Below are 25356 nucleotides of genomic sequence, written 5' to 3'. Positions count from 1 at the left end.
TCGATTTCCGTCGAACCGGGCACCACTATGGATTAGGTAAGCCTAAGTTATATTCCGCCATCTCACCAGATGACCTTAGTCACCCCTTCCGTGTGGAACCGGCCTCTTGTGCTCGACGAAGATTAGGCTAACCTATCCTTCTGGCGATTCGGAGGCCGGTCCGTGCGCGCCGGCCTCGTCGCCCGGGCCGTGCGAATGATGCGACGGGCCTTCCGGAGAAACGACGAGATAGCCGACGCGGTCGGCGAGAACGGGGTACGAGAATGTCGCAGAGCATTGTGGTGTTGAAGGAGTCCGGTTCGACGAACACCCTCGCCGCCACCGTCCGTGAGGCGATGACGGCGGGAGACACCACCCTGTCCGTGTTGGATTCCGACTCCGGTGAGTGGGTCACCCTGCCCTGGCGCGATGTCCACGCCCGCGCCGAGCAGATCGCCGTCCAACTCCTCGCGGACAGCGACCGCCACGAGCCCCTCGCGCTCGGCCTGATCGGCGACCCGACGGTCGACCTGATCGCTGCCATCCAGGGCGCCTGGCTCGCCGGCGTGCCGATCAGCATCCTGCCCGGCCCCATCCGTGGCGCCGACGAGGAGCGCTGGGCGCAGAACACCTACAACCGGTTCATCTCGATCGGCGTCGGCACCGTCTTGGGCAGCGGGCACCAGCTCGACCTGCTCTCCAAGGTCGAGGGGCAGCTGACGATCGCCCGCGTCGGTGAATACGGCCTCGGGGTGGATACCGCGAGCTTCACCGCGCGCAACTGCAGCGCCAACACCGTCGCGGTGCTGCAGGGCACAGCGGGGTCGACCGGCGACCCGAAGACCGCGGTCCTGTCCGCGTCGGCCGTCTACTCCAACGCCATCGAACTCGTCAGCCGCCTCGGTCTGCACCGCACCCGCGACACCGGCTTCAGCTGGCTGCCGCTGTACCACGACATGGGCCTGATGTTCCTGCTCGCCGGAATGACCACCGGTATCTCGACCTACATCGTGCCCAACACCGCATTCGCGGCCGCGCCGTTCAAGTGGATGCAGTGGCTCACCGAGACCAAGGCGACCGTCACCGCGGCGCCGAACTTCGCCTACGACATCCTCGGTCGTTACGGCAAGCTGCTGCGCGACATCGACCTGTCGCACCTGCGCGTCGCGATCAGCGGCGGCGAGCCGATCGACGCCGACGCGTTCGACAAGTTCCTCGACGCCGTCGAGCCGTTCGGTTTTTGGCGTAACGCGGCCGCCCCCGCCTACGGCATGGCCGAATCGGCCTGCGCGGTCACCATGCCCGCGGTCGGCGAGGGCGCGCACTACGACGAGGTCACGGTGACCCCGCCCGACGGTGGCGAGCCGATCCGCCGCCGCTACGCCATCCTCGGAAAGCCGCTGGGCGGCATGCAGGTTCGCATCGTCGAACCCAACACCGACGTTCCCCGCATCGACGGCCGCTCCGTGGGCCACGTGGAGATCCGTGGTACCTCGATGATGCGCGGCTACCTCGGCGACGCCGATCTCGGTGAGGGGGAATGGTTCTCCACAGGTGACCTCGGTTATCTCGTCGACGACCGCCTGGTCATCTGTGGACGGGCCAAAGAGGTCATCATCGTCGCCGGCCGCAACCTGTTCCCGATCGAGATCGAGCGCGCCGCAGCAGAGGTCGCGGGCGTACGCCGCGGCGGCGTCGTCGCGATGGCGCGCGGCGAGGGATCGTCCCGTCCGGGCCTGGTCATCATCGCCGAGTACAAGGGCAGCGACTTCGACAAGGCCCGCTCCGAGGTGATGAGCGAGGTTGCCTCGGCCTGCGCCATCGTGCCCGCCGAGGTGATCTTCGTGGCGCCGGATTCGGTGCCGCGGACCACCTCCGGAAAGATCCGCCGGCTCGAGACCCGCAAGATGGTGGAGGACGGCCGCCTCGCCCCGCTGGGCCAGGAGGGTGAGCAGAAGTGAGCGCCGCACCGACCAGGGGCCGCGGCTGGCAGGGCGCGGTCCTCAAGCTGCTCGGCGGAGACGACTTCGAGCTCACCGTCACCGGCACCGAGGTGATCACCGATCACTACGTGCGCGTGAACTTCACCGGCGGTGGGCTGCTGAAGAAGCGCCCGCTGCACCCGACCATGTGGATCCGGATGTGGTTCGACGACGCGGGCAAGCTGCACCAGCGTGGTTACACGCTGGTCGACGCCGATCCCGCCACCGACACCTTCGGCATCGAGTTCGCCATCCACGAGGGCGTCGCCGCGCGGTGGGCGCAGAAGGCGCAGCCCGGCGACATGATCAACGCCACCTTCATGGGCTCGAAGTTCGCTATGCCCGAAGGCGTCCGGGGCTGGATTGTCGCCGGAGACCCCGCATCGCTGCCCGCGATCAACTCGCTGCTCGACGCTATCTCGGCGTCGGCGCATCCGGACACGCCGGCGCGGATCTGGTTGGAGTACCAGCACGAGAGCGACAAGACCATCCCGGTGCGGTCACGACCCCAGGACACCGTCGAGTGGGTCGCGCGTGAGCGCGACGGCGCGGCACTCGTCGACGCGGTGCGCGCCGCGGCGTTCGACGCCTCCGATCACTTCGGTTGGGTTGCCCTGGATTCGGTGAGCACCCGCGCGGTTCTCGCGTCGTTCAAGAACGAGTACCGGCTGCCCAAGAACTCGATCAAGGCGCAGGCCTACTGGATTGCGGGCAAGCCGTTCAGCTGATCTCGAACAGCACCGGCGCATGATCGCTGGCGCCCTTGGTCTTTCGGGCGTCGCGGTCGACGTGCGCGCCCATGATCCGGGTGTCGAGCGCAGGGGAGCAGAACGCGTAGTCGATGCGAATGCCCTCGTTGCGCGAGAATCGTGACTGTGCGTAGTCCCAGAACGTGTATCCGGGTGCGTAAGGGAGTGCCGAGTCGACCAATCCCGCATCCAGGAAGCGCTGCACCCCGGCGCGTTCCGGTTCGGTGACGTGGGTGCGGTCCGCGAAGTACTCGGTGTCCCAGACATCCTCGTCGCGCTGCGCGACGTTCCAGTCGCCGGCGAGCATCATCTCCGCCGCCGGATCATGCGCCAGGCGCAGCACGATGTGGTCGGCGAGGGCGTCGAGCCAGCGCAGCTTGTAGTCGTAGTGCGGGTCGTCGGGGGTGCGGCCGTTGGGGACGTAGAGACTCCACACCCGTACCCCGGCGCATATCGCAGAGATCGCTCGCGCCTCCCGGATCGGCTGGTCGTCGACCGGATAGGTGGGCACGCCGTCGAAGGCGATCTCGATGTCGTCGAGTCCGACACGCGATGCGATCGCGACGCCATTGTAGGCGCCCTGCCCGACATGGGCCACGTCGTAGCCGGCGGCCAGGAAGCTCATCAGCGGGAACGCGTCATCGTGACATTTGGTCTCCTGCATGGCCAGGACGTCGATCTCGGCCTGTTCCATCCACGCGACAACCGATTCCGAACGGGCACGGATCGAGTTGACGTTCCAGGTGGCGACACGCATTCAGTCGTCATCCCCGGTGGACGTCTCGGTCACGAGGTCGGTGATCGCCACACCCGCGCGCTGCCACCGGGACCGGACCTCGGCGAGGCGGGACGCGGAGGTCGACAGGATCACGGCGAAACCGTGTCCGGCGTCGCGGTAGTGGTCACGGTAGAAGCCGACGGAATCGGCGAACCAGTCGAATCCCGGCCGATCGTCGTCGAGCAGCCGATGGGCCTGGGTGATGTGGACGACGACGATGCCGGGTGCGCGCCCCTGCGTGTCGGGAGTGTCGAGATCGCGCATGCAGTCGTCGAAGGCGTCCTTGTTGCGGCCGAAGTGATCCGGGAAGCCCCAGACCCGTGCGAACGACGAGTACAGGCCGGCGAGCGTGGTCGCGGTGGTGCCGCTGACCGTGCGGACGCGCACGCTCGGGCCGAGGTCGGGCAGTTCGGTGGCGGTGGTGACCGCGACGGCCGTCCCGCCGGAGGAGGCCGCGTCGAGGAAGCCCTGCAGGTCCGGCGCCGGGAGCGCGGCGTCCAGCCCGGCGTGATCCGACTCGGGTGAACGCGACGCGTGTGAACTCGGCTCGTGTGGATGCGATTCGGTCATGACGGTCCCCGGATCTTGACGAACGCGCGGTAGTGGTCGGCGGTGTACCAGGCGGAACCGTCGCTGCCGGTGACGATGCGCTCGGCGTCGCGACCGCGGTTGGGCGCCTTGGGGTTCACGTCCCATTCCCGGTAGGTGATGCGGCGGCCGCCGGAATCCGTCCGCGGCAGGAGGCCCTCGTTGTTGCGGAAGGTCACGCCGCCCTTGGTTCCCGGTGCGTTGGCGGCCTCCGGCCATTCGCCCGCGTCGATGTACGCGAGGGTGCGCAGGACGTGCGGCGGGATCGCAGCATTCACCGCGGAGGAGCGCGCCGTCGAGGTCTTCGGAGTGGTCGGTTTCGATGTGGCGGGTTTCGGCGTCGTCGTGTGCGTGGCCGCCTTTTTCGAGGACGGTACCTTCGACGACGGGACCTTCGACGTCTTCGACGCGATCTTCGATGACGCGGCCTTCGTCGTCGACGTCGAGGTCGATACCGCGACCGTGTGCGTCTCGTCGCTCTTCCCACCGCTGTTGTTGATCAGCCACGTGACGCCGAAGACCACGGCGATCAGCACGAACGCGGTGGCGGTGATGAGGGCCTGCCGCTTGCGCTGTGCGACGGACTGCTTCGGGCCTGGCTGTTTCGGGTTGGGCGCCATCAGCGGCCCCCGGTCGGGTCGGCGTGGACGTCAGGGGTGAGGTAGCGGTAGGTGTGGTGCAACCCGAAGCCGAGTCGCCGGTACCACGACCCCGCGAGGCGATTCGTCGTCTCGACCTGGAGGTGGGCGGACTCGGCGCCGTTCTCACGGCCCCAGGCCACCAGCGCCGCCAGCACCTGCGTGGACAGGCCCGCGCCGCGCCGCTCCGGATCGGTCCAGAGAGCGCTGAGACCCAGCCACTTGCGACCGTCGGTCGCCTCGGTGACCACGCCCCGTCCGATCGACGCCGGCCCGCGGTCCGTCGAATCCGCGCCGATCCGTGCGAATACCGGCGGTCCCTCACCCGCGGTCACCACCGCGCGCACCGCCTCGGCATCGCCGGTCGTGCGGTTGCCCGCGTATGCGGTCAGCCAGTCCGGCGCCGGGGTGTCGGTGAGAGCCACCGCGGACGCCGTTGTCCCGGACAGGGTCTCGGCCAGGGACGTCAGATCGCAGGTGAGCCTCTGCACCTCGATTCCCTCGACGCCACCGACGGTCGACGCCGTCATCAGGCGGTCGGGGAGGGCGAGCAGGGGCGGCAGGCCGTGCTCGGCGTACCAGCGTGCGATCTCACGCAGCGCCGCCAGGTCGGCGCGGGCCGACCTCTCCAGGGGCAGAGCCGAATTCGCGCGGCGCGAGAATCCGCGGCCGGCGCGGCAGAACCAGCCCGCGATCCACGCGGTGTCGACACCCGGCCAGGACCTGGCCGCGACGTGCTCGAGCGTGCGGATCTCGCTGTTGCGCACCGGCCGTGCCGACAGCAGCCGCACCGACGTGACCACCGCGTGCGGGATCGACACGACCTCGCCGTCGCGTTCGAGGCGCAGCGGATCGGCGTCGTCGACCAGGATGCCGGTGACATCCGACTGCGCCGCATCGGGATTGCCGCGCCAGTCGGCTGGGGTCGCGTCACCCAGCAGGTACCGCACGACGACGCGGTCGCCGACGACGGCACCCGACGGCGACACACCCATCCCGGTGTCCTTCACCCAGCGACTCTCAACACGGCGCCCCTCGACCGGTGTCCGGGTCAGTCCTCGTCTTCGTCGTCGTGGCCGAAGGGATCGGTGACCGAACCCGGGAGCCAGGTGAGACCGGGCACGCCCCACTTGGCGCGCTTGATCGCCTTCTTGGCGGCGCGCGCATTGCGCCCGATCAGCACGTCGACGTACAGCAAGCCGTCGAGGTGGCCGACCTCGTGCTGCAGCATGCGGGCGAAGAACCCGTGGCCCTCGATGACGACCTCGGCGCCGGTGCGGTCCACGCCGGTGACCCGCGCCCAGTCGGCGCGGCCGGTCGGGAACTGCATCCCGGGCACCGAGAGGCAGCCCTCGTCGTCGTTCTCCGGGTCGGGCATGGTCTCGGGGATCTCCGACGTCTCGAGGACGGGGTTGATGACCTCGCCGCGCCGCCGCCTGCCCGACCGGTCGCCCTCCGGGCAGTCGTAGACGAACATGCGCAGGCCCTTGCCCACCTGGTTCGCGGCGAGTCCGACGCCGTGCGCGGCGTCCATGGTCTCGTACATGTCGTCGAGGAGCTGGATGATCTCCTCGGACGGACGTCCGTCCGCGTCGAGCGGGATCGGGGAGGTGGGCTGGTGGAGCACCGGCTCGCCCACGATGCAGATCGGGAGAATCGCCATGCCGATCACCCTACTGCTGCTCAGCGCTCCGGAACGACGGCGGGTATCGCGTCGCGGAGCGCGTCACCGGCGGCGCCGACGACGCCGGGGAACAGGGTGGACTTCCAGTCGATGCTGTCCACCGGCTCGGTCACGACCCGGCCCGCGCATCCGCCGCGCAGCGAGGTGACCACATTGCGGATGATCGTCGGGTCGCGCATCTCGATGGCGTGGTCGAAGCCGGTGTTGGCCAGGGGCACCGGCGAGTACGCGCGGCACTGCGGAATGCCGTCGAGCCGGCCGTCGGACCACTCGCCGTCACTCTGCACCACCGAGTAGCGGGTCGGGCCGGGCGCGTCCGGGCCTGCGTTGAGCTTCTTGATCGCGTCGGCGTACATGCAGGTGTCGTATCCGCCGTCGCGGGGCTGGGAGCAGCCGCCGGCCGATCCGTACTGGGCGGTGCCGATCGCGACGTACTCGTCGACCCACTCCGACCCGCCGAGGAACTTCAGGTAGTGCCGGGTGCCCAGGCCGCCTGCGCTGTGGGCGACGATGCCGACCCGGTCGGCACCCGCGGCCTCGGCGTCGACGACCTTCTTCACCAGCTGCGCGTCGGCGGCGACGTCACGACCGCCCGCGTGCGCGAACACCACCCGGTAGCCGGCCGCGCGGATGCCGTCGGCGAGTGGGCGGAAGGTCTGTTCGTTCGCTGCGGCGTCGGCGTAGAGCTGCTGGCCGGGGACGATCACGACCACCCCCTTCGCCGCGGCGGGCGCAGCGGTCGCGCCCGGTGCGGCCGACAGGCAGAGCGCGGCGGCACCCGCGCCGGCGACAGCGGCGAGAACAGCGCGCGACACGACACCGCGAGACAGGACGCGTCGAGGCAGGACAATTCGAGAGAGTGCTGAGAGCATCGGTGACCCCCCGGTCCGATTCGCCATCCAGAACAAGTGAGCTGAGGCTAACAGGGGTGGGTCGGCAGTGGTGTCGGCACGTCGCGCGTCACACCGCGTTCCGGGCGTGTGTGCGTGGTTAGATTGTCAGCGAACCACACCGCTGTGATTCGTCGTCGGCGCGCTTTCTTCCGCGCCGGAGTCGTTTCCGTCGGGGGCGGTCGGCAGGAGAAGGTGCAGATCGGCGAGGCGTGTGGGTCTACGAGTTTTATCGGCGAGGGAGTGAGATGGACGGCGCAGCTGCGCGTAGCCAGAGTCAGGACGATCAACCCACACCCGAAGTGCAGCTGGACCCCCACGAGGTCGGGGACGACGGCCTGACGCGCCGGGAGCGGGACATCCTGGCCTTCGAGCGTCAGTGGTGGAAGTACGCCGGCGCCAAGGAAGAAGCCATCAAGGAGCTGTTCGGGCTGTCGGCCACCCGGTACTACCAGGTGCTCAACGCCCTCGTCGACCGGCCGGAGGCCCTCGCCGCCGATCCGATGCTCGTCAAGCGGCTCCGTCGTCTGCGCGCCTCGCGCCAGAAGGCCCGCGCCGCCCGTCGTCTCGGCTTCGAGATCACCTAGACGCGACCCGGATCGGTCGGTGCAGGTGAGTTAAGGTCGTCGGTGATGAACGCAGACCGTGAGCCCAATCGCCTGCCGTTGCGCGCCGGTGCGATGCTGCTCTTCGCCGTGGCCGTCGTCTTCATCGGACTCGGCTGGCATTCCGCGGCCACCTCGGGCGACGGCTCGAAGGCCGCCGAGACCACCGTGACGGCCCCCACCACCACCGAGTCGTCGACCCCGACGTCGACCAGCGTCGCGGCCGGGACCAAGCGGGTGTGCGTGATCAACGCGGGCCAGGTGACCGGCCTGGCCGGCGACGTCACGGACCTGCTGCGGGACAAGGGCTACACGATGGCCCGGCCCGCCAACTACACCGGCGGCGGCTTCAGCGAGAACACAATCTTCTACGAGACCGACGCCGACAAGGCCCAGGCCGAGAAGATCGCGCAGGATCTGGGCGGTTCGGTCTCGATCGAGGAACGGCCGTCGTCCTTCGGTCAGTGCAGGAACGGCGTGCCCGTGATCATGGTGACCGCGGTCAGCGGATCCTGAACAACGTGACAGGTCTAATGTTCTAGGCGATCCCACAATCGAACCCGCGCGGTGCGCCCCGTCCGCGCAGACGCCGGCCCAGCCCGGTGACAAGCAACAGTGAACAAGGAGTGACATGTCCGGACGTTCGAAACTCGCTGCGTCGCGCGGTCTCGCCGCGCTGGCTTCCGCGGGACTCATCGGGCTGGCCCTGGCCGGTTGCAGCCCCGACCAGAACCCGACGGATGTGCCGGGCACGACCCCGCCGGTGGTCTCCGACAAGCCGCTGCCCCCGGGCGCTGTCGACGACGTCGACAGCGAGCCCACCGGTCAGATCGCCACCGCCGAGATCAAGGACACCTCGGGCAACGTCGTCGGCGAGGCCACCTTCACCGCACCGACCGAGAGCGACGAGCCCGTCACCGTCAGCGTCCGCATCACCGAGGGTGACCTGCCGGCAGGCTTCCACGGCATGCACATCCACGAGAACGGCACCTGCGACGCGGGCTCCGGCGGATCCCAGGCCTTCACCTCGGCCGGCGGACACCTGCAGGTCGGCGGCAACACCGGCCATCCCTCCAGCGGCGACCTGGTCTCGATCAACATCCTCGAGGACCACACCGGCCGCACCGTCACCACCACCGACTCGGTGACCCTGGAGCAGATCTTCGGCAAGTCGATCATCATCCACGAGAAGCCGGACAACTTCGGCAACATCCCGGCCGACAAGTACCCGGGCGGCCCGAAGGAAGACACCCTCAAGACCGGTGACGCCGGTGCGCGCATCGCCTGCGGTGTGATCGAAGAGCAGGACTAGGAGACGCGGTCGGACACCGATCGCAGCCGCTCATGACTCCGATCGAGTTCGACGGATCGCCGGCCCCGACGCTGGGGGTCGAATGGGAATTCGCGCTGACCGACAAGGTCACCGGCGATCTGTCGAACTCCGCGGCGGCACTCTTCGCCGCCGTCGCCGAGAGGCATCCCGAACGCGCCGGGAAGATCCACAAGGAACTGCTGCGCAACACGGTCGAGCTCGTGACCGGCGTCTGCCGGACCACGGGTGAGGCCGTCGCGGACCTGACCGACACCCTCGGGGTCGTCCGCGTGCTCACCGAGGAACTCGGCGTCGACCTCTACGGCGCCGGGACCCATCCGTTCGCCGAGTACTCGACCCAGCTCCTCACCGAGGGGCACCGGTACGCCGAACTCATCGAGCGCACCCAGTGGTGGGGACGCCAGATGCTCATCTGGGGCGTCCACGTCCACGTCGGCATCAGCCACCGCGACAAGGTGCTGCCGATCCTCGACTCGCTGCTGAACTACTACCCGCACCTGCTGGCGTTGTCGGCGTCGTCGCCCATGTGGGCGGGCCAGGACACCGGCTACGCCAGCAACCGGGCGATGATGTTCCAGCAGCTCCCCACGGCGGGCCTGCCCTTCCAGTTCCGGACCTGGGAGGAGTTCGAGGGGTTCGTCGCCGACCAGAAGACCACCGGGATCATCGACCACCTCAACGAGATCCGTTGGGACATCCGGCCGTCGCCCCACCTGGGCACCATCGAGGTCCGGGTCTGCGACGGCATGACCAACGTCGCCGAGCTGCAGTCGATCGTCGCCCTCATCCACTGCCTCGTCGTCGACCTCGACCGCCGGTTCACCGCGGGCGAGACCCTCCCGACCATGGCGCCCTGGCTGGTCCAGGAGAACAAGTGGCGGGCGGCACGGTACGGGCTCGACGCCATCGTCATCCTCGACGGCAACTGCCGCGAGGAACTCGTCACCGACGATCTGCACCGCCTGCTCGAGCAGCTGCAGCCGGTCGCGCGTGACCTCGACTGCGTCGACGAACTGGCCGGCATCGAGAACATCATCACCGGCGGTGCGAGCTACCAGCGCCAGTGCAAGGTCTACCGCGAGACGCACTCGATGCGCGACGTCGTCGCGTCGGTCGTCGCGGAACTCGACGTGCCGGCGAACTCCTGACCCGCACACCGCCGTGACATCCGCCCGGGGGTGTCTCCGCCCGGGCTCCGGGGCCTCTCGGGCTCAGTCCCGGTCGGGAGCGTCCATGTCGCGCCTGTCCATGAGGCCGTCGCGGGCGCGCTGCTCCTGATATGCGAGCCGGCCGATCCGGTGCGCCACCACGGGCGCGGTGATCAGCGCGAACAGTCCGGCGAGGATGAGCATCCCGCTGTCGAGGTTGCGACCGAGGCGCACCACGGCGCCGAGGAGGATCATCAGCAGTCCGAACGTCTGCGGCTTGGTCGCCGCGTGCATCCGGCTGAGGGTGTCGGGGAAGCGGAGCAGGCCGATGGACGCGGTGAGCGCCAGCGTGCACCCCACGAGGATCAGCGTCGCGCTGATGATGTCGCCGATCATCGGATACCCGTCACTTCTGATCGTCCCGGACGCGGAAGCGGGCGATGGACACCGACCCGACGAAGCTGAGCAGGGCGAGCGCCACGATCGACGGGACCACCGTGGAGTCGAGGCTGAAGGCCGTCCACACCCCGAGCCCGCACATGCACAGCGCGATCAGGACGTCGAGCGCGACCAGACGGTCCAGCGTCGACGGCCCGCGGAGTGCCGTGGCCATCGTCAGGACCGCGGCGATCATCAGCATCGCCGCCGCGATCGAGAACACGATGCTCATGATTCCTTCCGTTCCGCCGTCTCCGACTGTCCCGAATCGTCCGCCCGCGCAGCCCCGGTCGACTCCGGCGTGGGTTCGGCACCGGGCACCGGCTGGATGGGGCGGACGTAGTGGAAATCCTCGTCGATGCCGTGGTACGGGCTCGGATGCCATTCGCTGTCGCGCTCGAACGCCTTGATGAACATGCGCTCGACGTAGGCGATCTGATCGTAGAAGGCCCGCACCTTCTTCTCCGTCCGCACGTCGAAGACGTGGATGTAGAGCATCCGCCGACGGTGGTCGATCTCGAGGACCATCGTGCCCGGCACCAGGTTGAGGTAGTCGACGGCCAGGGTGAGCACCATGTCGGACTTGATCGCGACGCGCACCCGGATCACCGCGCCCAGCGGCGGGCGGCCGGGCCGGATCGCGGCCCAGGCGATCTGCACGCTCGAGATGAAGAAGGCGGTGATCAGCCGAATGGCCAACTGCGCGACCGACAACGGGTGGATACGTCCCTCGACCGGCACGCGCGGAAGCGGCAGCAGGGTGAGGATCGCGACCGCCAGGACCACACCGCCGATGACGTTGGCCCACGACAACGAACCCCACAGCAGGACCCAGACGAAGGCCAGCCACGCGATCGTCCACAGGCGGACCGCGATCTCACGGCCGTCGCCGCCCAGCCACTTCGGGAGCCGGACGTGATTGCGCAACCACACCAGGGCGCTGGTCAGATGCCACACGACGAAGAGGAAGGACACCCGCCAGGTGTTGATGATCAGCGACAGCACCGGCCCTTTGGTGGACACGACGGGTGCGCGACGCCGGGATTGATCCGGCCGGTCGGTCCCCGGCGGCGTCGGTCCGAGCGTCATCGCGACTCACCTCCACCCAGGACGGCGTCGACGTAGACGCCGCGGTGCACGACGTCGGTCGCGGCGCTGTCGGTGAAGTCGAAGATCGGTCCCGCCCACAGCGTCAGCACCAGACCCGCGATCACCATCGCGAAGGTGGGCAGCACCATCGCGATCGGCATGCGGCCGACGTCCTCACGATCGGAGTAGGCGCCGTCGTCGCGCTCGTCGATGAGCGCCGACGGACCCTGGTCGGCCATCTCGCCCTCCGGCGCGTCGGCGCGCGGACGCCAGAAGCCCTTGGTCCAGATGCGGGCCACCACGTACAGGGTCAGCAGGCTGGTGACGACCGAGCCGGCGACCAGGATCCATGCGAGCACCGAGCCGTTCTGGGCACCGGCCTCGAGCAGGGCGACCTTGCCGATGAAGCCGGAGAACGGCGGGATGCCGCCCAGGTTGAGGGCGGGGATGAGGAACAGCACGGCCAGCACCGGGCTCGCGATCAGACCGCCGAGGCGTCGCAGCGACGCCGACCCGGCCTGGCGTTCGATGAGGCCGACCACCAGGAACAACGTGGTCTGCACGAGGATGTGGTGGGCCACGTAGTAGATCGCCGCGGACATGCCCAACTCGGAGGAGAGGGCGATGCCGAAGATCATGTAGCCGATGTGGCTGACCAGCGTGAACGACAGCAGGCGCTTGATGTCGGACTGGGCGATCGCGCCGAAGATGCCCACCAGCATCGTCAACAGGCCGGCGATCATCAGCACCGCGTCCATCGAGCCGCCGGGGAACAGCAGGGTGTGCGCCCGGACGATCGCGTACACGCCGACCTTGGTCAGCAGGCCGGCGAACACCGCGGTGACCGGCGCGGGCGCGGTCGGGTACGAGTCGGGCAGCCACGTCGACAGCGGGAACACCGCCGCCTTGATGCCGAACGCGACCAGGAGCACGGCATAGAGCGCGTTGCGGGTGCCGTCGGACACGTCGTCGAGGCGCACCGCCATCTCGGCGAGGTTGAGGGTGCCGGTGGTGGCGTAGGCGAAGGCGATGCCGGCCAGGAAGATCAGCGACGACACCATCGACACCATCACGTACGACGCACCGGCGCGCACGCGCTCGGCGCTGGCGCCCAGCGTCAGCAGCACGAAGCTCGCTGTCAGCAGGACCTCGAACGAGACGTACAGGTTGAACAGGTCGCCGGCGAGGAAGGCGTTGCACACGCCGGCGGTCAGGATCAGATACGTCGGCAGGAAGATCGACGTCGGCTGCTGCGCCGTGCCGTCGCGGATACCCTGGCCGATCGCGTACACGACGACGCAGAGCAGGACGATCGTGGACACCACCAGCATCAGCGCGGCGAGCTGGTCGACGACGAGCGTGATGCCCAGCGGCCCGTTCGGGTATCCCTTGTCGCCCCAGCCACCGATCGCCACGGCGAAGGTGCCGTGCTGGTCGGTGAGGTACAGCAGCATGCAGGACGCGATGAGCGCCACCGAGATGGCGCCGATCGTCACCACCCGCTGGACCTGCGGGCTGCGGCCCATCAGCAGCGAGAACGCGGCGCCGAGCATCGGCACCAGGGTCGGCAACGCGATGAGGACCGGGATCCAGGAGGGCTGCGGGATCATCGGCCGCCTCCCTGGGTGTCGTGGTCGTCGTCAGTGCGGTCGTCACCGGCTTCTTCGGGATCGGTTTCGTCGGAGCCGTCGGTGGCCTGGTCGTCGGCCGCCGCGTCGTCCGGGATCGGCTCGCCGTCGGCGCCGATGACCTTCGCCTCGTCGGATTCGTCCTCGGGGATCTTCTCGCCGACGAGATCGGGATCGTCCACCAGCCCGGTACCCGTGGTCGGGTCGTCGGGATCGTCGTCCTCGTCGGAGCCGATCTCGTCGATGACGTCGCTGATCGAGTCGGGCATGATGTCCGTCTCGTGCAGCCGGCGGTGGCGTTCGGCCGCCTCCTCGGGGGTGAGGGGATTGCCCTCGTCGTCGAAGAAGTCGCCGATCGGCGTGTCCGACAGGGTCACCGGGTCGTCGCTGCGGTCACGGTCGGGCGCGGTGTCCAGTGAACCGGTCTTGATCTTGACGTCCTCGACGTCGTCCTCGACGTCGTCGTCGTCGCGGTTGATCACGAACAGGCGGTAGACGAGGGACAGGACGAAGGCCGCGACACCCATCGTGATGACGATCGCGGTGAGGACCATCGCCTGTGCGAGCGGGTCGGCGTCGCCGGGCCGGCTCTCCGAGGTCTGGCCGAGGATCGGCGGATTGCCCATTCCGCCGGAGAGCACCACGATCATCAGGTTCAGCGCGTTGCCGCACAGCAGCAGGCCGAACAGCATCCGGACCAGGCTGCGTTCCATCAGCAGGTAGACGCCGCAGGCGGCCATGCCTCCGACGACGAGCAGGAGCGGGAGATCGGTGCTCATCGGGCCACCCGGTCCTTCCCGCCGACGGCGGACGCCCCGCCGGAACCGATCTGGGCGGCGACCGAACGCAGGGCGCCGGCCGCCGGGGTCGTCTCGGTGTCGAGGCGGGCGCCGAGGCTGCGCAGCACGTCGAGGACCAGGCCGATGACGATCAGGTAGATGCCCAGGTCGAAGAAGAGCGCGGTGACGAACTTGATGTCCCCGAGAACCGGGACGGTGATCTCGAAGACCGCCGACGACAGCGCGGGCGCACCCAGGAACAGGGAGGTGACCGCCGTCGTCGCCGAGATCGCCAGGCCCGCACCCAGGATGCGGCCGGGCTCGATCGGCAGGGCCTCGCCCAGCTCGTAACGGCCACCGGCGAGGTAGCGCAGGACGAGTGCCAGGCCCATGACGAGACCGCCGGCGAAGCCGCCGCCCGGCGCGTTGTGGCCGGCGTAGAAGAAGTAGACCGACAGCACGACCATGGTCGGGAACAGCAGGCGGGTCGTCGCCTCGAGGACCATCGACCGGTGGCGCGGATCGCGTAGGCCGGAACCGAGCAGCCAGGTGGTGCGGTCCGGTGGGATCGGATCGTCGTCATCGTCGTCTCCGTCGCCGGCCTGCAGGCGGATCGCGTCGGCGACGCGGGGAGCCGCGCCGAAGCGCCGGTTGCGGAACACCATCGAGGCGACGCCCGTCGCGGCGGCGATCAGCACGGACACCTCGCCGATCGTGTCCCAGGCGCGGATGTCGACCAGCAGGACGTTCACCGCGTTCTTGCCGTGGCCGTACTCGTAGGCGGCCGCCGGCAGGTCGACCTGGAGCGGCTCGGTCGAGCGGGCGGATGCGGCGAACAGGCCGATGAGCACCAGGGCGGCGCCGAAGGCGATGCCGATGAGCGCGCGCAACGGCTTGAAGCCGGTCGCGTGGCGCTTCTCCGGTTCGGCGGGCAGCTTGCGCAGCACCAGCACGAAGATCACGAGGGTGAGCGTCTCCACCAGGAACTGGGTGAGCGCGAGGTCGGGTGCCCCGTAGAGGGCGAACATCATCGCGCACCCGTAGCCGGTGACGCCGACGACCAGGGTCGCGGCCAGGCGGTTGCGCAGGATGACCGCGGCCAGCGACGCGGCGATCATGATGCCGCCGATGACGATCTGCGGCGCCGTCGCGGAGTTGTCGATCTGCAGGCGGTCGCGTGCCCCGACGAACAGCACGATCGTCGGGAACAGGATCGCGGTGCAGAGGATGACGCCCTGGGTGACCGGCAGCGATCCGCGCTGGGTGTTGCGGGTCAGCAGCAGCGACATCGTGTCGGCCGAGCGCAGTGCCGCGTCGTAGATCCGGTCCGCGTTGAGCAGCGGGCGGTAGCGGAAGATCAGGTCGCGCAGCCGGCGGATGACGATGAACAGGATCGCGCCGCCGACGACCACGATGATCGAGAACACCACCGGCAGCCCGAAGCCGTGCCACAGCGCGAGGTGCTCTATCTCGTGCCCGTAGGCGTCGAGGGTCTCGGCGTAGGGCTCGAAGAGGTCGCCGATGGGGCCGGGGACCAGGCCCGACGCCACGCCGGCGATCGCGAGCACCACCGGCGAGAGGTAGAACGCCCAGGTCGGCGGGTGCATCTTCGCGACGGCCGGGGACGGGGTGTGCCGGACCTTGCGGCCGAAGGCGCCCCAAAGGAAGCGGAGCGTGTAGGCGCAGGTGATGACCGAGCCGAGCAGCAGGACGATGTCGACGGTGTGGGCCTCGAGCGGCGTGAGGGCGCCGGTGTCCCAGACCGAGGCGAACGCGGTCTCCTTGCCGATGAACCCGAACGTGAACGGGAGCCCGGCCATGCTGGCGCCGGCCACCGCGGCGGTGAGCGCCAGCACCGGTAGCCGGTGCCCGAGTCGGGCGAGCTTGCGGATGTCGCGGGTTCCGGTCGCGTGGTCGATGATTCCGACGACCATGAACAGCGACGCCTTGAACATGGCGTGCGCGACCAGCATCGCGAGACCGGCCATCGCCACGTTGGCATCGCCCATGCCGACGAGCACCGCCATGAAGCCGAGCTGCGAGACCGTGCCGAAGGCCAGGATGAGCTTGAGGTCGAGTTCGCGCAGCGACCGCCAGCCGCCGAGCACCATCGTGAAGGCGCCCAGGCCGATCACCGTGATCTTCCAGCTGGCGGTCATCGAGAACGCCGGGGACAGGCGCGCGATCAGGTAGATGCCGGCCTTCACCATCGCCGCGGCGTGCAGGTAGGCGCTGACCGGGGTGGGCGCCGCCATGGCGCCCGGCAGCCAGAAGTGGAACGGGACGATGGCCGACTTGCTCAGTGCGCCGATCAGGAGGAGCACGATCGCGATCTCGACGTACACGCCAGACGGCGGGGACGCGATGATCTCCGAGAGCAGGTAGGTGCCGGCGCGTTTGCCGAGCATGATGATGCCGACGAGCATCGCCAGGCCGCCGAACGTGGTGACCAGCAGCGCCTGCGTCGCCGATCGCCGGGCCGTCGCACGCACCCCGTAGAACCCGACGAGCATGAACGACAGGACGGTCGTCAGCTCCCAGAACACGTAGAGCACCAGCATGTTGTCGCTGGTGACCAGGCCGAGCATGGCGGCGGCGAAGGCGATCATCTCGCCGCCGAACATCGCCACGCGCGGCCGGTTGTCGTCGAAGTAGTGGGCGCAGTAGCAGAGGACGAGAGCGCCGACGCCCAGGATCAGCACCGAGAGGATCGCTGCCAGGGTGTCGAACCTGATGACGATGTCCATCTGGAGGGACGGCACCCAGCTCACCGTCTCCACGACGGCGGCGTCGGGCTCGTGCTCCGGCCAGTTGAGGACCACCCAGACGAGGGCGCCGAGGGGCGCGAGGGCCAGAAGGTAGAAACCCCGGGTGCCGATCCAGTGGATGACTGCGGGCGCGACAAGCGCACACACTGCCAACGCAGCCAACACAGAAGTCAAAAGGGCACTCCGTCTTTCTCCCGGCGGGGTGTCACGGGCGATCACCCGCGTCGCCTACTTTACCGTTGCCGGTATGTTCCGGTTCGACTGGCTCAGGCGGCTCCTCGTGCTCTTCGCGGCGATCGCGCTCGCCGGATGGGTGCTGGCGGGTTGCGGCGACGAGGAACAGGCAGGTCCGGACGGGGTTCCCCTGCCGTCCGATTTCCCGGTCTCGCAGGTGCCGCTGATCGACGGCCACGTCCTCTCGGCGAGCGGCAACCGATCCGACGGCTGGGAGGTGACCGTGCAGGGACCGGCGAACGCCGGTAACCAGCTCGACGCCGCGACGAAGAAGCTGACCGAGGCGGGGTTCACCGAGTCGCACCGCTCGAGCGAGGGCGGCCAGTCGGTGGCCGTGCTGTCGGGGACCAAGGAGGGCACCACCTACTGGGTGCAGGTCGGCGCCTCGCCCCAGGCGGCCGGCGGCGGGTCGTCGGTGTTCTATCTGGTCAACGTCGAATAGCCCGGCGGCACCGGTCTTCCCGGGCGTGATCGCCCGAGGTCAGTCGACGCGTCGCTCGGCGTAGGCCCGCAGGTTCTCGACCTGGGCGGGATCGAGCGACGGCCGGACCCGGGAGCGGGCCTCGGCGACGTCGCCGGCGGTCACGACGGCCGCGTCGATGTCACGACGCATCGCCGACAGCGCGGCCTCGCGCAGCAGCGCCGAACAGTCCGCCGCCGAGTACCCCTCGAGATCGGCGGCGAGTTCGTCGAGGTCGACCCCGTCGAGCGGGACGTCGCGACCGCTGGTGCGCAGGATGTCGGCCCGCGCGGCCGCATCCGGCGGCGGCACGAACACGAGTCGCTCGAGCCGGCCGGGACGCAGGAGTGCCGGGTCGATGAGGTCGGGCCGGTTGGTGGCGCCGAGCACGACCACGTCCTGCAGGGGCTCGACGCCGTCGAGTTCGGTGAGCAGCGACGCAACCACGCGGTCGGTGACGCCGGAGTCGGTCGACTGCCCGCGTCGGAGCGCGAGGGCGTCGACCTCGTCGAGGAAGATCAGCGACGGCGCTGACTCCCGGGCGCGGGCGAACAGGTCGCGGACCGCCTTCTCCGACGCGCCGACCCACTTGTCCATGAGTTCGGCGCCCTTCACGGTGTGCACCGACAACCGGCCGGAGGCCGCGAGCGCACGCACGACGAAGGTCTTGCCGCAGCCCGGCGGACCGAACAACAGGACGCCGCGGGGCGGGTCGACGCCGAGTCGGGCGAAGGTGTCGGGATGCTGCAGCGGCCACAGGACCGCCTCGGTGAGGGCCTGCTTGGTCTCGACCATGTCGCCGACGTCGGCGAGCGTGATCGAACCCAGTGCCACCTCGGGCGAGTCCGATCGGGAGACGGGCCGGATGACCTCGAGGGCGCCCACCAGGTCCTCGGTGCGCAGCTTCGGGTCCTCTTTGTTCGCGCTGGCCCGGGTCGCGGCCCGCAGCGCGGCTTCCCGGGCGAGCGCGGCGAGGTCGCCGGCGACGAAGCCGGGGGTGCGGGCGGCCACGGAATCGAGGTCGAGGTCGCCCTCGGTGGGGACCGTGGACAGGATGGCCGAGAGCAGCCGGGCCCGGGTCGCGGCGTCGGGCAGGCCGAGGACCAGCTCGCGGTCGCACAGCGACGGGTCGCGCAGGCGCGAGTCGAGCAGGGCGGGTTCGGCGGTGGTGGCGATCAGGGCGATGCGGCCGTCGGAGATGCCCGTGCGCAGCTCGTCGAGGATGAGCGTCGCCACCGGCTCCGGTTCGGCCGGCAGGAGGGCGTCGATGTCGGTGACGAGCAGCACGCCGCCGGTGGCCCGCGCCCGGGCGACGGCGTCGGAGATGGTGCGCAGCCGGGTGGACGCCTCGGTCGCGCCGGTCGTGGGTCCGTCGACGGTGACGAGAGTGCGCTTGGCGCAGACGGATCGGACCAGCGTGGCCTTGCCCCCGCCCGCGGGGCCGGTCACGAGCACGCCGAGTCGCGGCGCGGCGCCGAGTGCGCGGAGGACGTCGGGCTCGTCGAGGGTGATCGACAGCCATTCGGTCAGTTTGGTGATCTGCGAGTCGACACCCACCAGCTCGGACACGGGCCGGACCGGAACGTCGTCGGGCGGGATGACGGCGCTCGCCGCCCCGGCGGTGGCGGACCGGTCGGCCGGGGTGGTGAGCGTCGGCGACGCGGGCACGAAGCCGGCCGCACCCGGCATGGTGGGCGAGTGCGCGCTGACGCGATCGCCGATCGGGGGCACGACCCCGGCGGTCGTCGACCACAGGACCGCGGTGTTGGTCTGCACGCTCACCGGCGACACCGGGTCCGTGGCGGTGACCGTGAGCAGCTCGGTGGTCCAGGTGATGCCCACCGAGCGCGCCAGTGCGCGCGTCGCGGCCGTCGCCGCGAGCTCGGGGCCGAGGTCGCGGGGGAGCAGCGACACGGCGTCGCCGACCGAGACCACCTTGCCGAGCAGTGCTCGCCGCAGGGTGGACTCGGTGATGGACTGCGACGCCAGCACCGAACCGCTGACCACGACGCGGGTCGCGCCGTGCACCGTCACCGGGGCGAGCACGACGGAGGCGTTCTCCTTGACACCGGCGTTGGAGAACAGGATCTCGTCGAGCAGTGCGACGCCGGTGGGCGCGGACGGGTCGGTCGCCGCGACCACCGCGGCCGTGACCCGCGCGCCGGTGATCGAGACCGCGTCCCATTCTCGCAACGACAAGGCGGTGAGCACCTCCGGGTGCACGCGGATGATCCCGCGCCGTGCCTCGGCCGCGGAGGTGTTGAGCCGAGCGGTCAGGGTCAACGACACCGGGCTGCTCATCGGGTCTCGCTTTCGGTCGTGGGGTCTCCGGCCGTGTCGCCGGCGGCTGCCGTCGGGGCCGTGGGCCGGTCCCCGGCGTCAGGGCCCTCCGCCGGTGCGGGATTGCCGGTGGGCCGGTTCAGGCCGAGCCGGCGCTGGGACTTGAGGACGGGGCGTCGGCGGCGGCCGCCGGGAGTCGTCCGCGCCATCGCCCGACGCTGGGCGCGACGTTCGGCGGGCTTGTCCTCCCAGTACTCCGGCCGGGAGGCCACCCAGCGCTTGGACCGCCACGCGAACGGGATGTGGGCCGCGTACCCCAGGATCGCGATGATCATCAGGATGTACGGGTACGTCAGGAGCAGCGCGGCGCCGATCGCGACGAGGATGAGGAGTCCGGCGATGGCGCGCGGCGGGATGGACGCGGTCTTCAGCGACGCGGTCGGGATGCGGCTGACCGCGAGGAACGCGACGAGCACGAGCCAACCGCCGACGGCCGGCATCGAGGTCCACCAGCCGTCGCCGAACTGCTGGGCCAGCCCGATGGGCAACAGCGCGGCGATCGCCGCCGCGGGTGCGGGCACACCCACGAAGAAGTCCCGGGTGTAGCCGGGCGCCTCCTCGTCGTCGAGGAGGGTGTTGAACCGGGCGAGGCGCAGCACGATCGCGCAGCAGTAGACCAGCGACAGCGCCCACCCGAGGTTGTGGCCCGAGAGCAGATGGAAGTAGACGATCATCGCCGGGACGACGCCGAAGTTGATGGCGTCGGCGAGGGAGTCGATCTCGGCGCCGATCTTGCTGGTCGCGCCCATGAGCCGCGCGACCCGGCCGTCGATGCCGTCGAGGAGCGCGGCCGCGACGAGCAGTGCCATCGCGGCGTCGATGTCGCCGGTGGCGGCCGCGCGCATCGCGGTCAGGCCGGCGCAGATCGCGAGGATCGTCAGCGACGACGGGATGATGATGCGGCCGGCCTGGGCCTGGCGGCGTAGTCGCCGGCGTTCCGGCTCCTTCGCCGGGACGGCGTGGGCGTGCTGGGCCTGGCGACGGGCCGACCGGGCGGTGGGGGTCCGGGTCGGCATGTGCGCGGCCGTCTTCTGCGAGGGCGAGGTGCGCGGGAGACCGGCACCCGTCCGGCGCGGACTGTCGGAGGAGTTCGCTGCTGAGGGATTCACGGGGTGCCCGGGGCTAGAGGTCCAGGTAGGCGAACGGGGTCTCGCCGCCGACGGCGCGCTGTCCGACCGACACGCGGGGCCGGGTGCCGGCGGGGAAGTACACGTCGACGCGGGACCCGAAGCGGATGAGGCCGTAGGTGTCACCGAGGCGCAGGGCGTCGCCCACCTGTGGTTTGCACACGATGCGCCGGGCGATCAGCCCCGCGATCTGCACGACGGCGAGCTCGGGTCCGGGACCGCCGCCGGAGGCCGTGGTGCGGATTGTCATGGTGGTCCGCTCGTTGTCGCGGCTCGCCTCGGGCAGGTCCGCGGACAGGAACGCCCCCGGCGTGTGGGTCACCGCGGTGACCGTGCCGGCGATGGGTACCCGTTGCACGTGGACGTCGAAGATCGACAGGAAGGTCGAGACGCGGGGGAGCGGGTCGGTCCCCAGCCCGGACTCGGCGGGCGGGACGGCCTCGTCGACCAGTGCGATCGTGCCGTCGGCGGGGGCGACCACGACGCCGGGCTCGGTCGGCGGGACCCGTGACGGATGCCGGAAGAAGGCCGCGCACGCACCGGCCGTCAGGGCCGCGGGGCGGGCGATCCAGCGATGCCGCCGACCGAGCAGGGCGATGGTCGCGGGGGCGGCGACGAACGGGATGCCGGCCGGGTGGATCGGCGGGATGGTCTCGCGGGCCAGGTCGAGGAAATGTGCGACACGACCGGTGTCGGCTGGGTCGTCCGGACGCGGACGTCTGGCCACGATCTACCTCCTGTGGGGCCCGGTCCGGGCCGTTGGGCGGGTCTGGCGCATCCAGGGCGGATGCGGCACGCGTCCAGCTTAGAGCTCAGCGCAGCACGTGTACGTCCACCGACGATCCGGCGGGCAGTTCGTCGACGTCGGCCGGCACGTCGATGAGGACCTCCGCCTCGGCGAGGTACCGCAGATGGTGCGACGCCGGCGGCCCGATCGGGTCGACGACGGTGTCGCCGGCGGACTCGGACCGCAGGACTCCGCGGAGGAACTGTCGCTTGCCCCGCGGCGAGTGGATGTCGCCGCCGAGGCGCGCGGTGACCGAGCGCCGGTTCGGGTCGAGACCCATCGCGGCGCGCAGCGCGGGTCGGATGAACACCTCGAAGGAGACCAGTGCGCTGACCGGGTTGCCGGGCAGCGTGATGATCGGGACGCCCCGGTAGTGCCCGCAGCCCTGCGGCATGCCCGGCTGCATCGCGACCTTCACGAACTCGACCGACCCGGTCGAGGACAGGCCTTCCTTCACGACCTCGAACGCGCCGGCGCTGACCCCGCCGGAGGTGATGATGAGGTCGGCGTCGTCGGCGACCTCGTCGAGCCGGGACAGGAAGCCCGCGATGTCGTCGGGCACGAAGTGCACGTGGCGCCCGAGTGCCCCGGCCTCGGTCACCGCGGCGGTGAGCATGGCGCCGTTGGATTCGTAGATCTGCCCGTGCCGCAACGGCTTACCGGGTTCGACGAGCTCCGACCCGGTGGACAGCACCACCACGCGAAGCAGACGGCCGACGGTCACCTCGGTGACGCCGAGAGCGGCGAGCAGGCCGATCTGGGGTGCGCCGATCACGGTGCCGGCCGGCAGGGCGCGCGATCCGGCGGAGATGTCGGAGCCGGCGCGGCGGATGTGCTTGCCGGCGTCGATCGGCGCGGTGAACGTGACCTGCGGTGCGGCCTCGCCCGGACCGACCACGGCGTCGGTCAGCTCGACGGGAACAACCGCGTCGGCGCCTGCGGGAAGGGGGGCGCCGGTCATGATCCGGTGCGCCGTGCCGGGGGCCAGGGCGAGCGGGTCGGTGCGGCCGGCCGGGATGTCCTCGGTGACCGGGAGGGTCACCGGTCGTTCGGGGCTCGCGGAGGCGAGATCGGCCGCGAGGACGGCGAATCCGTCCATTGCGGAGTTGTCGAAGCCGGGCAGCGACAGCGGGGCGTCGACGTCGGCGAGGGTGGCGCACCCGAGCGCCTCGGGAGTCGGCAGGCGGACGGGCTGAGGAGCGTCGAACAGTGCCGCGACGACGGCCTGGTGCTCTGCAACGGTACGCATGCGCTCAGCATGCCAGGTGGGGTCGGCGACGCGGTTCGCCTCCCCGGCGGCGACCCGCCGCGGCGTGCGACGGGTGAGCGTGCCCGTCCTGCGTCGCCCCGACCCGCGGACTACATTCATGCCATGGGATTGGGTCTGTTGCTGGACATCGACGGGGTGCTGGTCACCTCGTGGAAGGCTCTGCCCGGTGCGGTGGAGGCCGTCTCCCGACTCGCCGACCGCGGGTATCCGCGGATGTTCTTGACCAACACCACTTCCCGCTCGCGCAACGAGATCGCCGAGTTGCTCCGCGGCTGCGGTTTCGAGGTCGACCCGGACGAGATCCTGACCGCGGCCGCGCTCACCGCCGAGTACGTCGCGGCGCAGTTCCCGGGCAAGCGGGTGTGGGTTCTCAACCAGGGCAGGATCGCCGAGGACATGACCGGCGTCGAGCTCACCGACGAGCCGTCGGAGGCCGAGGTGGTCGTGCTCGGCGGCGCCGGCCCGGTGTTCACCCACGCCGCGCTGTCGAAGGTGCTCGAGTTGCTCCTCGACGGCATCCCGGTGATCGCCATGCACCGGTCGATGACCTGGTCGACGGCAGAGGGGCTCTCGATCGACACCGGGGTCTATCTCGAGGGTCTGGACAAGGCGTCGGGCCGCAAGATCAAGGCGATCGGAAAGCCGTCGCCCCTGGGGTTCCGCGCCGCCACCGACCTGCTGGGTCTCGAGCCCAACCAGGTGGTGATGGTCGGCGACGACATGCACAACGACGTCCTGGGCGCCCAGGCGTCGGCGCTCATCGGTGTGCTGGTGCGAACCGGGAAGTTCCGCGAGGAGGCGCTGGAGGCGTTGCAGCGAGACGAGTTCGGGCCCTACCCGGACCACGTCATCGACTCGGTCGCCGACCTCCCCGAGCTGATGGAGAAACTCAGCGGGAACTGACCGGGGAGGGTCGGCGGGTCGCGTCGGATCAGACGCGGTCGAGACGCTTCTCGGCGGCGCGCTTGATCCTGCCGAGGGTCTCGGCCATCCCGAGCTTGAGCTCGGTCTCGAAGGACTCGACGCCGCCGAAGAGCTTGTCGACGAGGATCGACGAGATCTTGGTGGTCGATCCGTTGACCTCGCGACGTTCGGTGAGGGTGACACCCGAGTCGCCCGGCGTGATGGTGTAGCTCCACACGGTGTGGTTCTCGGCGACGCGGAACGCGATCTCCCTGTTCGGTTCGAACCGCACGACCTTCGAGGTCGTGGGCCACACCAGCGGGCCCCGGCGGTTGATGTTGATGGTCCTGGTCCCCAACCCGACGGTGCCGCCGCGGATGAGCATCTTCTTGCACTGCGGACTCCACTCGCCCATGCGCTCGAGATCGGAGATCACCGACCAGACCTGCTCCGGGGTGGCGTCGATCTCGATGGACTCTTCGATGAGTGCTGCGGTCATGGTCGCCAACAGTATGGGCTTGTTGGCGCATCGTCAATAGGTTGTTGGCGGACCGTCAATAAGGGTCTGCCGTCCGCGGGATGCGGCTTGGGGCGAGCTCAGACCAGCAGGGTGATGCCGATGACCGCGCCGACGCCGACGAAGACCGCGGCGGTGATCCAGCCGGCGGGGTGCTCGTCGTTCTCCTCCAGCAGCAGCGTGCCCAGCTTGCCGGGGGTGAGCCAGTCGATGAGCACGAACGACCACATCATCACCGCGATGGCCAGGACGACGTAGGCGACGGTGTGCAGGAGCGCGCGCCACAGGACGAGGAGCTCGGTGTCGATGACCGAGCAGACCAGCACGATCGACAGGCCGATGACCATGGACGTGGTCAGGATGACCGCGTTGCGGTTGTGCTCGATCCAGACGAGCTGACGCAGCTTCCCCGGGGTCACCAGATCGAGGGCGACGAATCCGAGCACGAGAAGGGCGATGCCGACCAGGCTGAACGACGCCCCCGCGGCCAGGTTGTCACGCAACAGTTCCATCCGAATCCCTCTCGCTCGCCGACGGTGTCGGAGAGAACAGTATCGGTGGGCGGGGCACAGGGGTGGGAGGAGCCGGGATTCGGCGCCCGTGCTCCTGAGAAAAAGGGGCGGGCCGCGAAGGTCCGGCGAG

Annotated in this window: 26 protein-coding genes; 8 read left to right on the top strand and 18 right to left on the bottom strand. The window is 69.9% G+C overall.

The genetic code is table 11. The features are described from left to right. Positions 1 to 263 precede the first annotated feature (263 nt). On the top strand, positions 264 to 1940 hold the full coding sequence (gene mbtM, locus GP2_RS08000) for a long-chain-fatty acid--ACP ligase MbtM (protein ID WP_006899985.1): 1677 nt from the start codon (positions 264 to 266) through the stop codon (positions 1938 to 1940). Next, positions 1937 to 2689, top strand: a complete 753-nt coding sequence (locus GP2_RS07995; protein ID WP_006899984.1) for a siderophore-interacting protein — start codon at positions 1937 to 1939, stop codon at positions 2687 to 2689. The genes mbtM and GP2_RS07995 overlap by 4 nt, the downstream gene beginning before the upstream one ends. Here GP2_RS07995 and GP2_RS07990 read toward each other — a convergent pair. The 6 genes from GP2_RS07990 to GP2_RS07965 are packed head-to-tail and all read right to left on the bottom strand — an operon-like array spanning position 2682 to position 7270. Next, positions 2682 to 3467: an exodeoxyribonuclease III gene (locus GP2_RS07990; RefSeq protein WP_006899983.1), complete on the bottom strand. Its 786-nt coding sequence runs from the start codon at positions 3465 to 3467 to the stop codon at positions 2682 to 2684. The genes GP2_RS07995 and GP2_RS07990 overlap by 8 nt on opposite strands. Next, positions 3468 to 4058, bottom strand: a complete 591-nt coding sequence (locus tag GP2_RS07985; RefSeq protein ID WP_006899982.1) for a barstar family protein — start codon at positions 4056 to 4058, stop codon at positions 3468 to 3470. After that, on the bottom strand, positions 4055 to 4696 hold the full coding sequence (locus tag GP2_RS07980) for a ribonuclease domain-containing protein (protein ID WP_006899981.1): 642 nt from the start codon (positions 4694 to 4696) through the stop codon (positions 4055 to 4057). The genes GP2_RS07985 and GP2_RS07980 overlap by 4 nt, the downstream gene beginning before the upstream one ends. Continuing rightward, positions 4696 to 5709 carry an N-acetylglutamate synthase, CG3035 family gene (locus GP2_RS07975; RefSeq protein WP_006899980.1) on the bottom strand — a complete coding sequence of 338 codons (1014 nt, stop codon included), beginning with the start codon at positions 5707 to 5709 and terminating at the stop codon, positions 4696 to 4698. Before GP2_RS07975 ends, GP2_RS07980 begins: the two co-directional genes overlap by 1 nt. A 56-nt stretch (positions 5710 to 5765) precedes the next feature. Continuing rightward, positions 5766 to 6377: a peptide deformylase gene (locus tag GP2_RS07970; RefSeq protein ID WP_040526630.1), complete on the bottom strand. Its 612-nt coding sequence runs from the start codon at positions 6375 to 6377 to the stop codon at positions 5766 to 5768. A gap of 20 nt (positions 6378 to 6397) precedes the next feature. After that, complete coding sequence (locus GP2_RS07965; RefSeq protein ID WP_006899978.1) at positions 6398 to 7270, bottom strand: esterase/lipase family protein; 873 nt, start codon at positions 7268 to 7270, stop codon at positions 6398 to 6400. Positions 7271 to 7536: 266 nt separating this feature from the next. Between GP2_RS07965 and napA the strand changes: the two genes are divergently transcribed. From napA to GP2_RS07945, 4 genes are all read left to right on the top strand, one after another. Further along, positions 7537 to 7875, top strand: a complete 339-nt coding sequence (napA, locus tag GP2_RS07960) for a nucleoid-associated protein NapA (protein WP_040526613.1) — start codon at positions 7537 to 7539, stop codon at positions 7873 to 7875. Positions 7876 to 7920: 45 nt separating this feature from the next. Further along, positions 7921 to 8409: a LytR C-terminal domain-containing protein gene (locus GP2_RS07955; protein ID WP_006899976.1), complete on the top strand. Its 489-nt coding sequence runs from the start codon at positions 7921 to 7923 to the stop codon at positions 8407 to 8409. A 115-nt stretch (positions 8410 to 8524) separates the two neighbouring features. Beyond that, on the top strand, positions 8525 to 9205 hold the full coding sequence (locus GP2_RS07950; protein ID WP_006899975.1) for a superoxide dismutase family protein: 681 nt from the start codon (positions 8525 to 8527) through the stop codon (positions 9203 to 9205). A 32-nt stretch (positions 9206 to 9237) separates the two neighbouring features. Further along, positions 9238 to 10374 carry a glutamate--cysteine ligase gene (locus GP2_RS07945; protein WP_006899974.1) on the top strand — a complete coding sequence of 379 codons (1137 nt, stop codon included), beginning with the start codon at positions 9238 to 9240 and terminating at the stop codon, positions 10372 to 10374. A 63-nt stretch (positions 10375 to 10437) separates the two neighbouring features. On the opposite strand, the gene mnhG is transcribed toward GP2_RS07945, so the two are convergent. From mnhG to GP2_RS07915, 6 genes are read right to left on the bottom strand one after another with little or no spacing between them, the layout of a single operon-like run. Then, on the bottom strand, positions 10438 to 10770 hold the full coding sequence (mnhG, locus tag GP2_RS07940; protein ID WP_006899973.1) for a monovalent cation/H(+) antiporter subunit G: 333 nt from the start codon (positions 10768 to 10770) through the stop codon (positions 10438 to 10440). 10 nt (positions 10771 to 10780) lie between these two features. Then, positions 10781 to 11044, bottom strand: coding sequence for a monovalent cation/H+ antiporter complex subunit F (locus GP2_RS07935; RefSeq protein ID WP_006899972.1), 264 nt, complete (start codon positions 11042 to 11044; stop codon positions 10781 to 10783). Next, positions 11041 to 11901, bottom strand: coding sequence for a Na+/H+ antiporter subunit E (locus tag GP2_RS07930; protein ID WP_051997182.1), 861 nt, complete (start codon positions 11899 to 11901; stop codon positions 11041 to 11043). The genes GP2_RS07935 and GP2_RS07930 overlap by 4 nt, the downstream gene beginning before the upstream one ends. Beyond that, positions 11898 to 13511: a Na+/H+ antiporter subunit D gene (locus GP2_RS07925; protein WP_006899970.1), complete on the bottom strand. Its 1614-nt coding sequence runs from the start codon at positions 13509 to 13511 to the stop codon at positions 11898 to 11900. Before GP2_RS07925 ends, GP2_RS07930 begins: the two co-directional genes overlap by 4 nt. Then, complete coding sequence (locus GP2_RS07920; RefSeq protein WP_006899969.1) at positions 13508 to 14308, bottom strand: Na(+)/H(+) antiporter subunit C; 801 nt, start codon at positions 14306 to 14308, stop codon at positions 13508 to 13510. The genes GP2_RS07925 and GP2_RS07920 overlap by 4 nt, the downstream gene beginning before the upstream one ends. Continuing rightward, positions 14305 to 17250: a Na+/H+ antiporter subunit A gene (locus GP2_RS07915; protein ID WP_006899968.1), complete on the bottom strand. Its 2946-nt coding sequence runs from the start codon at positions 17248 to 17250 to the stop codon at positions 14305 to 14307. Before GP2_RS07915 ends, GP2_RS07920 begins: the two co-directional genes overlap by 4 nt. A 73-nt stretch (positions 17251 to 17323) precedes the next feature. On the opposite strand from GP2_RS07915, the gene GP2_RS07910 reads away from it, so the two are divergent. Continuing rightward, positions 17324 to 17752 carry a hypothetical protein gene (locus tag GP2_RS07910; RefSeq protein WP_006899967.1) on the top strand — a complete coding sequence of 143 codons (429 nt, stop codon included), beginning with the start codon at positions 17324 to 17326 and terminating at the stop codon, positions 17750 to 17752. Between the two features lie 39 nt (positions 17753 to 17791). On the opposite strand, the gene GP2_RS07905 is transcribed toward GP2_RS07910, so the two are convergent. The 4 genes from GP2_RS07905 to moeA all read right to left on the bottom strand — a co-directional run bounded on the left by GP2_RS07905 (position 17792) and on the right by moeA (position 23273). Continuing rightward, positions 17792 to 20071, bottom strand: a complete 2280-nt coding sequence (locus GP2_RS07905) for an AAA family ATPase (RefSeq protein WP_006899966.1) — start codon at positions 20069 to 20071, stop codon at positions 17792 to 17794. Next, positions 20068 to 21126, bottom strand: coding sequence for a CDP-alcohol phosphatidyltransferase family protein (locus GP2_RS07900; RefSeq protein WP_006899965.1), 1059 nt, complete (start codon positions 21124 to 21126; stop codon positions 20068 to 20070). Before GP2_RS07900 ends, GP2_RS07905 begins: the two co-directional genes overlap by 4 nt. Positions 21127 to 21232: 106 nt before the next feature. Beyond that, entirely contained in the window at positions 21233 to 21964 is a 732-nt protein-coding gene (locus tag GP2_RS07895) for a phosphatidylserine decarboxylase (RefSeq protein ID WP_006899964.1), read from the bottom strand. Between the two features lie 85 nt (positions 21965 to 22049). Next, the gene (gene moeA / locus GP2_RS07890; RefSeq protein WP_006899963.1) at positions 22050 to 23273 is read right to left on the bottom strand and encodes a molybdopterin molybdotransferase MoeA; all 1224 of its coding nucleotides are present in this window, start codon (positions 23271 to 23273) and stop codon (positions 22050 to 22052) included. Between the two features lie 123 nt (positions 23274 to 23396). Here moeA and GP2_RS07885 point away from each other — a divergent pair, with 123 nt between their 5' ends. Next, a complete protein-coding gene (locus GP2_RS07885) occupies positions 23397 to 24197 on the top strand; it encodes an HAD-IIA family hydrolase (RefSeq protein WP_006899962.1) in 801 nt (266 codons plus the stop codon). Between the two features lie 28 nt (positions 24198 to 24225). Here GP2_RS07885 and GP2_RS07880 read toward each other — a convergent pair whose 3' ends face one another. After that, positions 24226 to 24696, bottom strand: coding sequence for an SRPBCC family protein (locus GP2_RS07880; protein WP_006899961.1), 471 nt, complete (start codon positions 24694 to 24696; stop codon positions 24226 to 24228). Positions 24697 to 24794: 98 nt separating this feature from the next. Then, entirely contained in the window at positions 24795 to 25226 is a 432-nt protein-coding gene (locus GP2_RS07875) for a DUF350 domain-containing protein (protein ID WP_006899960.1), read from the bottom strand. Between the last annotated feature and the right edge of the window lie 130 nt (positions 25227 to 25356).

The organism is Gordonia paraffinivorans NBRC 108238 (genome assembly GCF_000344155.1).
In the GTDB taxonomy this organism is placed as follows: domain Bacteria; phylum Actinomycetota; class Actinomycetes; order Mycobacteriales; family Mycobacteriaceae; genus Gordonia; species Gordonia paraffinivorans.
This window is presented reverse-complemented; position numbering and strand designations above follow the sequence as displayed.

Excerpts from the sequence above, each read along its gene's own strand:
- mbtM (WP_006899985.1), top strand. The coding sequence starts at position 264 with ATGTCGCAGAGCATTGTGGTGTTGAAGGAGTCCGGTTCGACGAACACC.
- GP2_RS07990 (WP_006899983.1), bottom strand. The coding sequence starts at position 3,467 with ATGCGTGTCGCCACCTGGAACGTCAACTCGATCCGTGCCCGTTCGGAA.
- GP2_RS07985 (WP_006899982.1), bottom strand. The coding sequence starts at position 4,058 with ATGACCGAATCGCATCCACACGAGCCGAGTTCACACGCGTCGCGTTCA.
- GP2_RS07980 (WP_006899981.1), bottom strand. The coding sequence starts at position 4,696 with ATGGCGCCCAACCCGAAACAGCCAGGCCCGAAGCAGTCCGTCGCACAG.
- GP2_RS07975 (WP_006899980.1), bottom strand. The coding sequence starts at position 5,709 with ATGGGTGTGTCGCCGTCGGGTGCCGTCGTCGGCGACCGCGTCGTCGTG.
- GP2_RS07970 (WP_040526630.1), bottom strand. The coding sequence starts at position 6,377 with ATGGCGATTCTCCCGATCTGCATCGTGGGCGAGCCGGTGCTCCACCAG.
- GP2_RS07965 (WP_006899978.1), bottom strand. The coding sequence starts at position 7,270 with ATGCTCTCAGCACTCTCTCGAATTGTCCTGCCTCGACGCGTCCTGTCT.
- napA (WP_040526613.1), top strand. The coding sequence starts at position 7,537 with ATGGACGGCGCAGCTGCGCGTAGCCAGAGTCAGGACGATCAACCCACA.
- GP2_RS07955 (WP_006899976.1), top strand. The coding sequence starts at position 7,921 with ATGAACGCAGACCGTGAGCCCAATCGCCTGCCGTTGCGCGCCGGTGCG.
- GP2_RS07950 (WP_006899975.1), top strand. The coding sequence starts at position 8,525 with ATGTCCGGACGTTCGAAACTCGCTGCGTCGCGCGGTCTCGCCGCGCTG.
- GP2_RS07945 (WP_006899974.1), top strand. The coding sequence starts at position 9,238 with ATGACTCCGATCGAGTTCGACGGATCGCCGGCCCCGACGCTGGGGGTC.
- mnhG (WP_006899973.1), bottom strand. The coding sequence starts at position 10,770 with ATGATCGGCGACATCATCAGCGCGACGCTGATCCTCGTGGGGTGCACG.
- GP2_RS07935 (WP_006899972.1), bottom strand. The coding sequence starts at position 11,044 with ATGAGCATCGTGTTCTCGATCGCGGCGGCGATGCTGATGATCGCCGCG.
- GP2_RS07930 (WP_051997182.1), bottom strand. The coding sequence starts at position 11,901 with ATGACGCTCGGACCGACGCCGCCGGGGACCGACCGGCCGGATCAATCC.
- GP2_RS07925 (WP_006899970.1), bottom strand. The coding sequence starts at position 13,511 with ATGATCCCGCAGCCCTCCTGGATCCCGGTCCTCATCGCGTTGCCGACC.
- GP2_RS07920 (WP_006899969.1), bottom strand. The coding sequence starts at position 14,308 with ATGAGCACCGATCTCCCGCTCCTGCTCGTCGTCGGAGGCATGGCCGCC.
- GP2_RS07910 (WP_006899967.1), top strand. The coding sequence starts at position 17,324 with ATGTTCCGGTTCGACTGGCTCAGGCGGCTCCTCGTGCTCTTCGCGGCG.
- GP2_RS07905 (WP_006899966.1), bottom strand. The coding sequence starts at position 20,071 with ATGAGCAGCCCGGTGTCGTTGACCCTGACCGCTCGGCTCAACACCTCC.
- GP2_RS07900 (WP_006899965.1), bottom strand. The coding sequence starts at position 21,126 with ATGCCGACCCGGACCCCCACCGCCCGGTCGGCCCGTCGCCAGGCCCAG.
- moeA (WP_006899963.1), bottom strand. The coding sequence starts at position 23,273 with ATGCGTACCGTTGCAGAGCACCAGGCCGTCGTCGCGGCACTGTTCGAC.
- GP2_RS07885 (WP_006899962.1), top strand. The coding sequence starts at position 23,397 with ATGGGATTGGGTCTGTTGCTGGACATCGACGGGGTGCTGGTCACCTCG.
- GP2_RS07880 (WP_006899961.1), bottom strand. The coding sequence starts at position 24,696 with ATGACCGCAGCACTCATCGAAGAGTCCATCGAGATCGACGCCACCCCG.
- GP2_RS07875 (WP_006899960.1), bottom strand. The coding sequence starts at position 25,226 with ATGGAACTGTTGCGTGACAACCTGGCCGCGGGGGCGTCGTTCAGCCTG.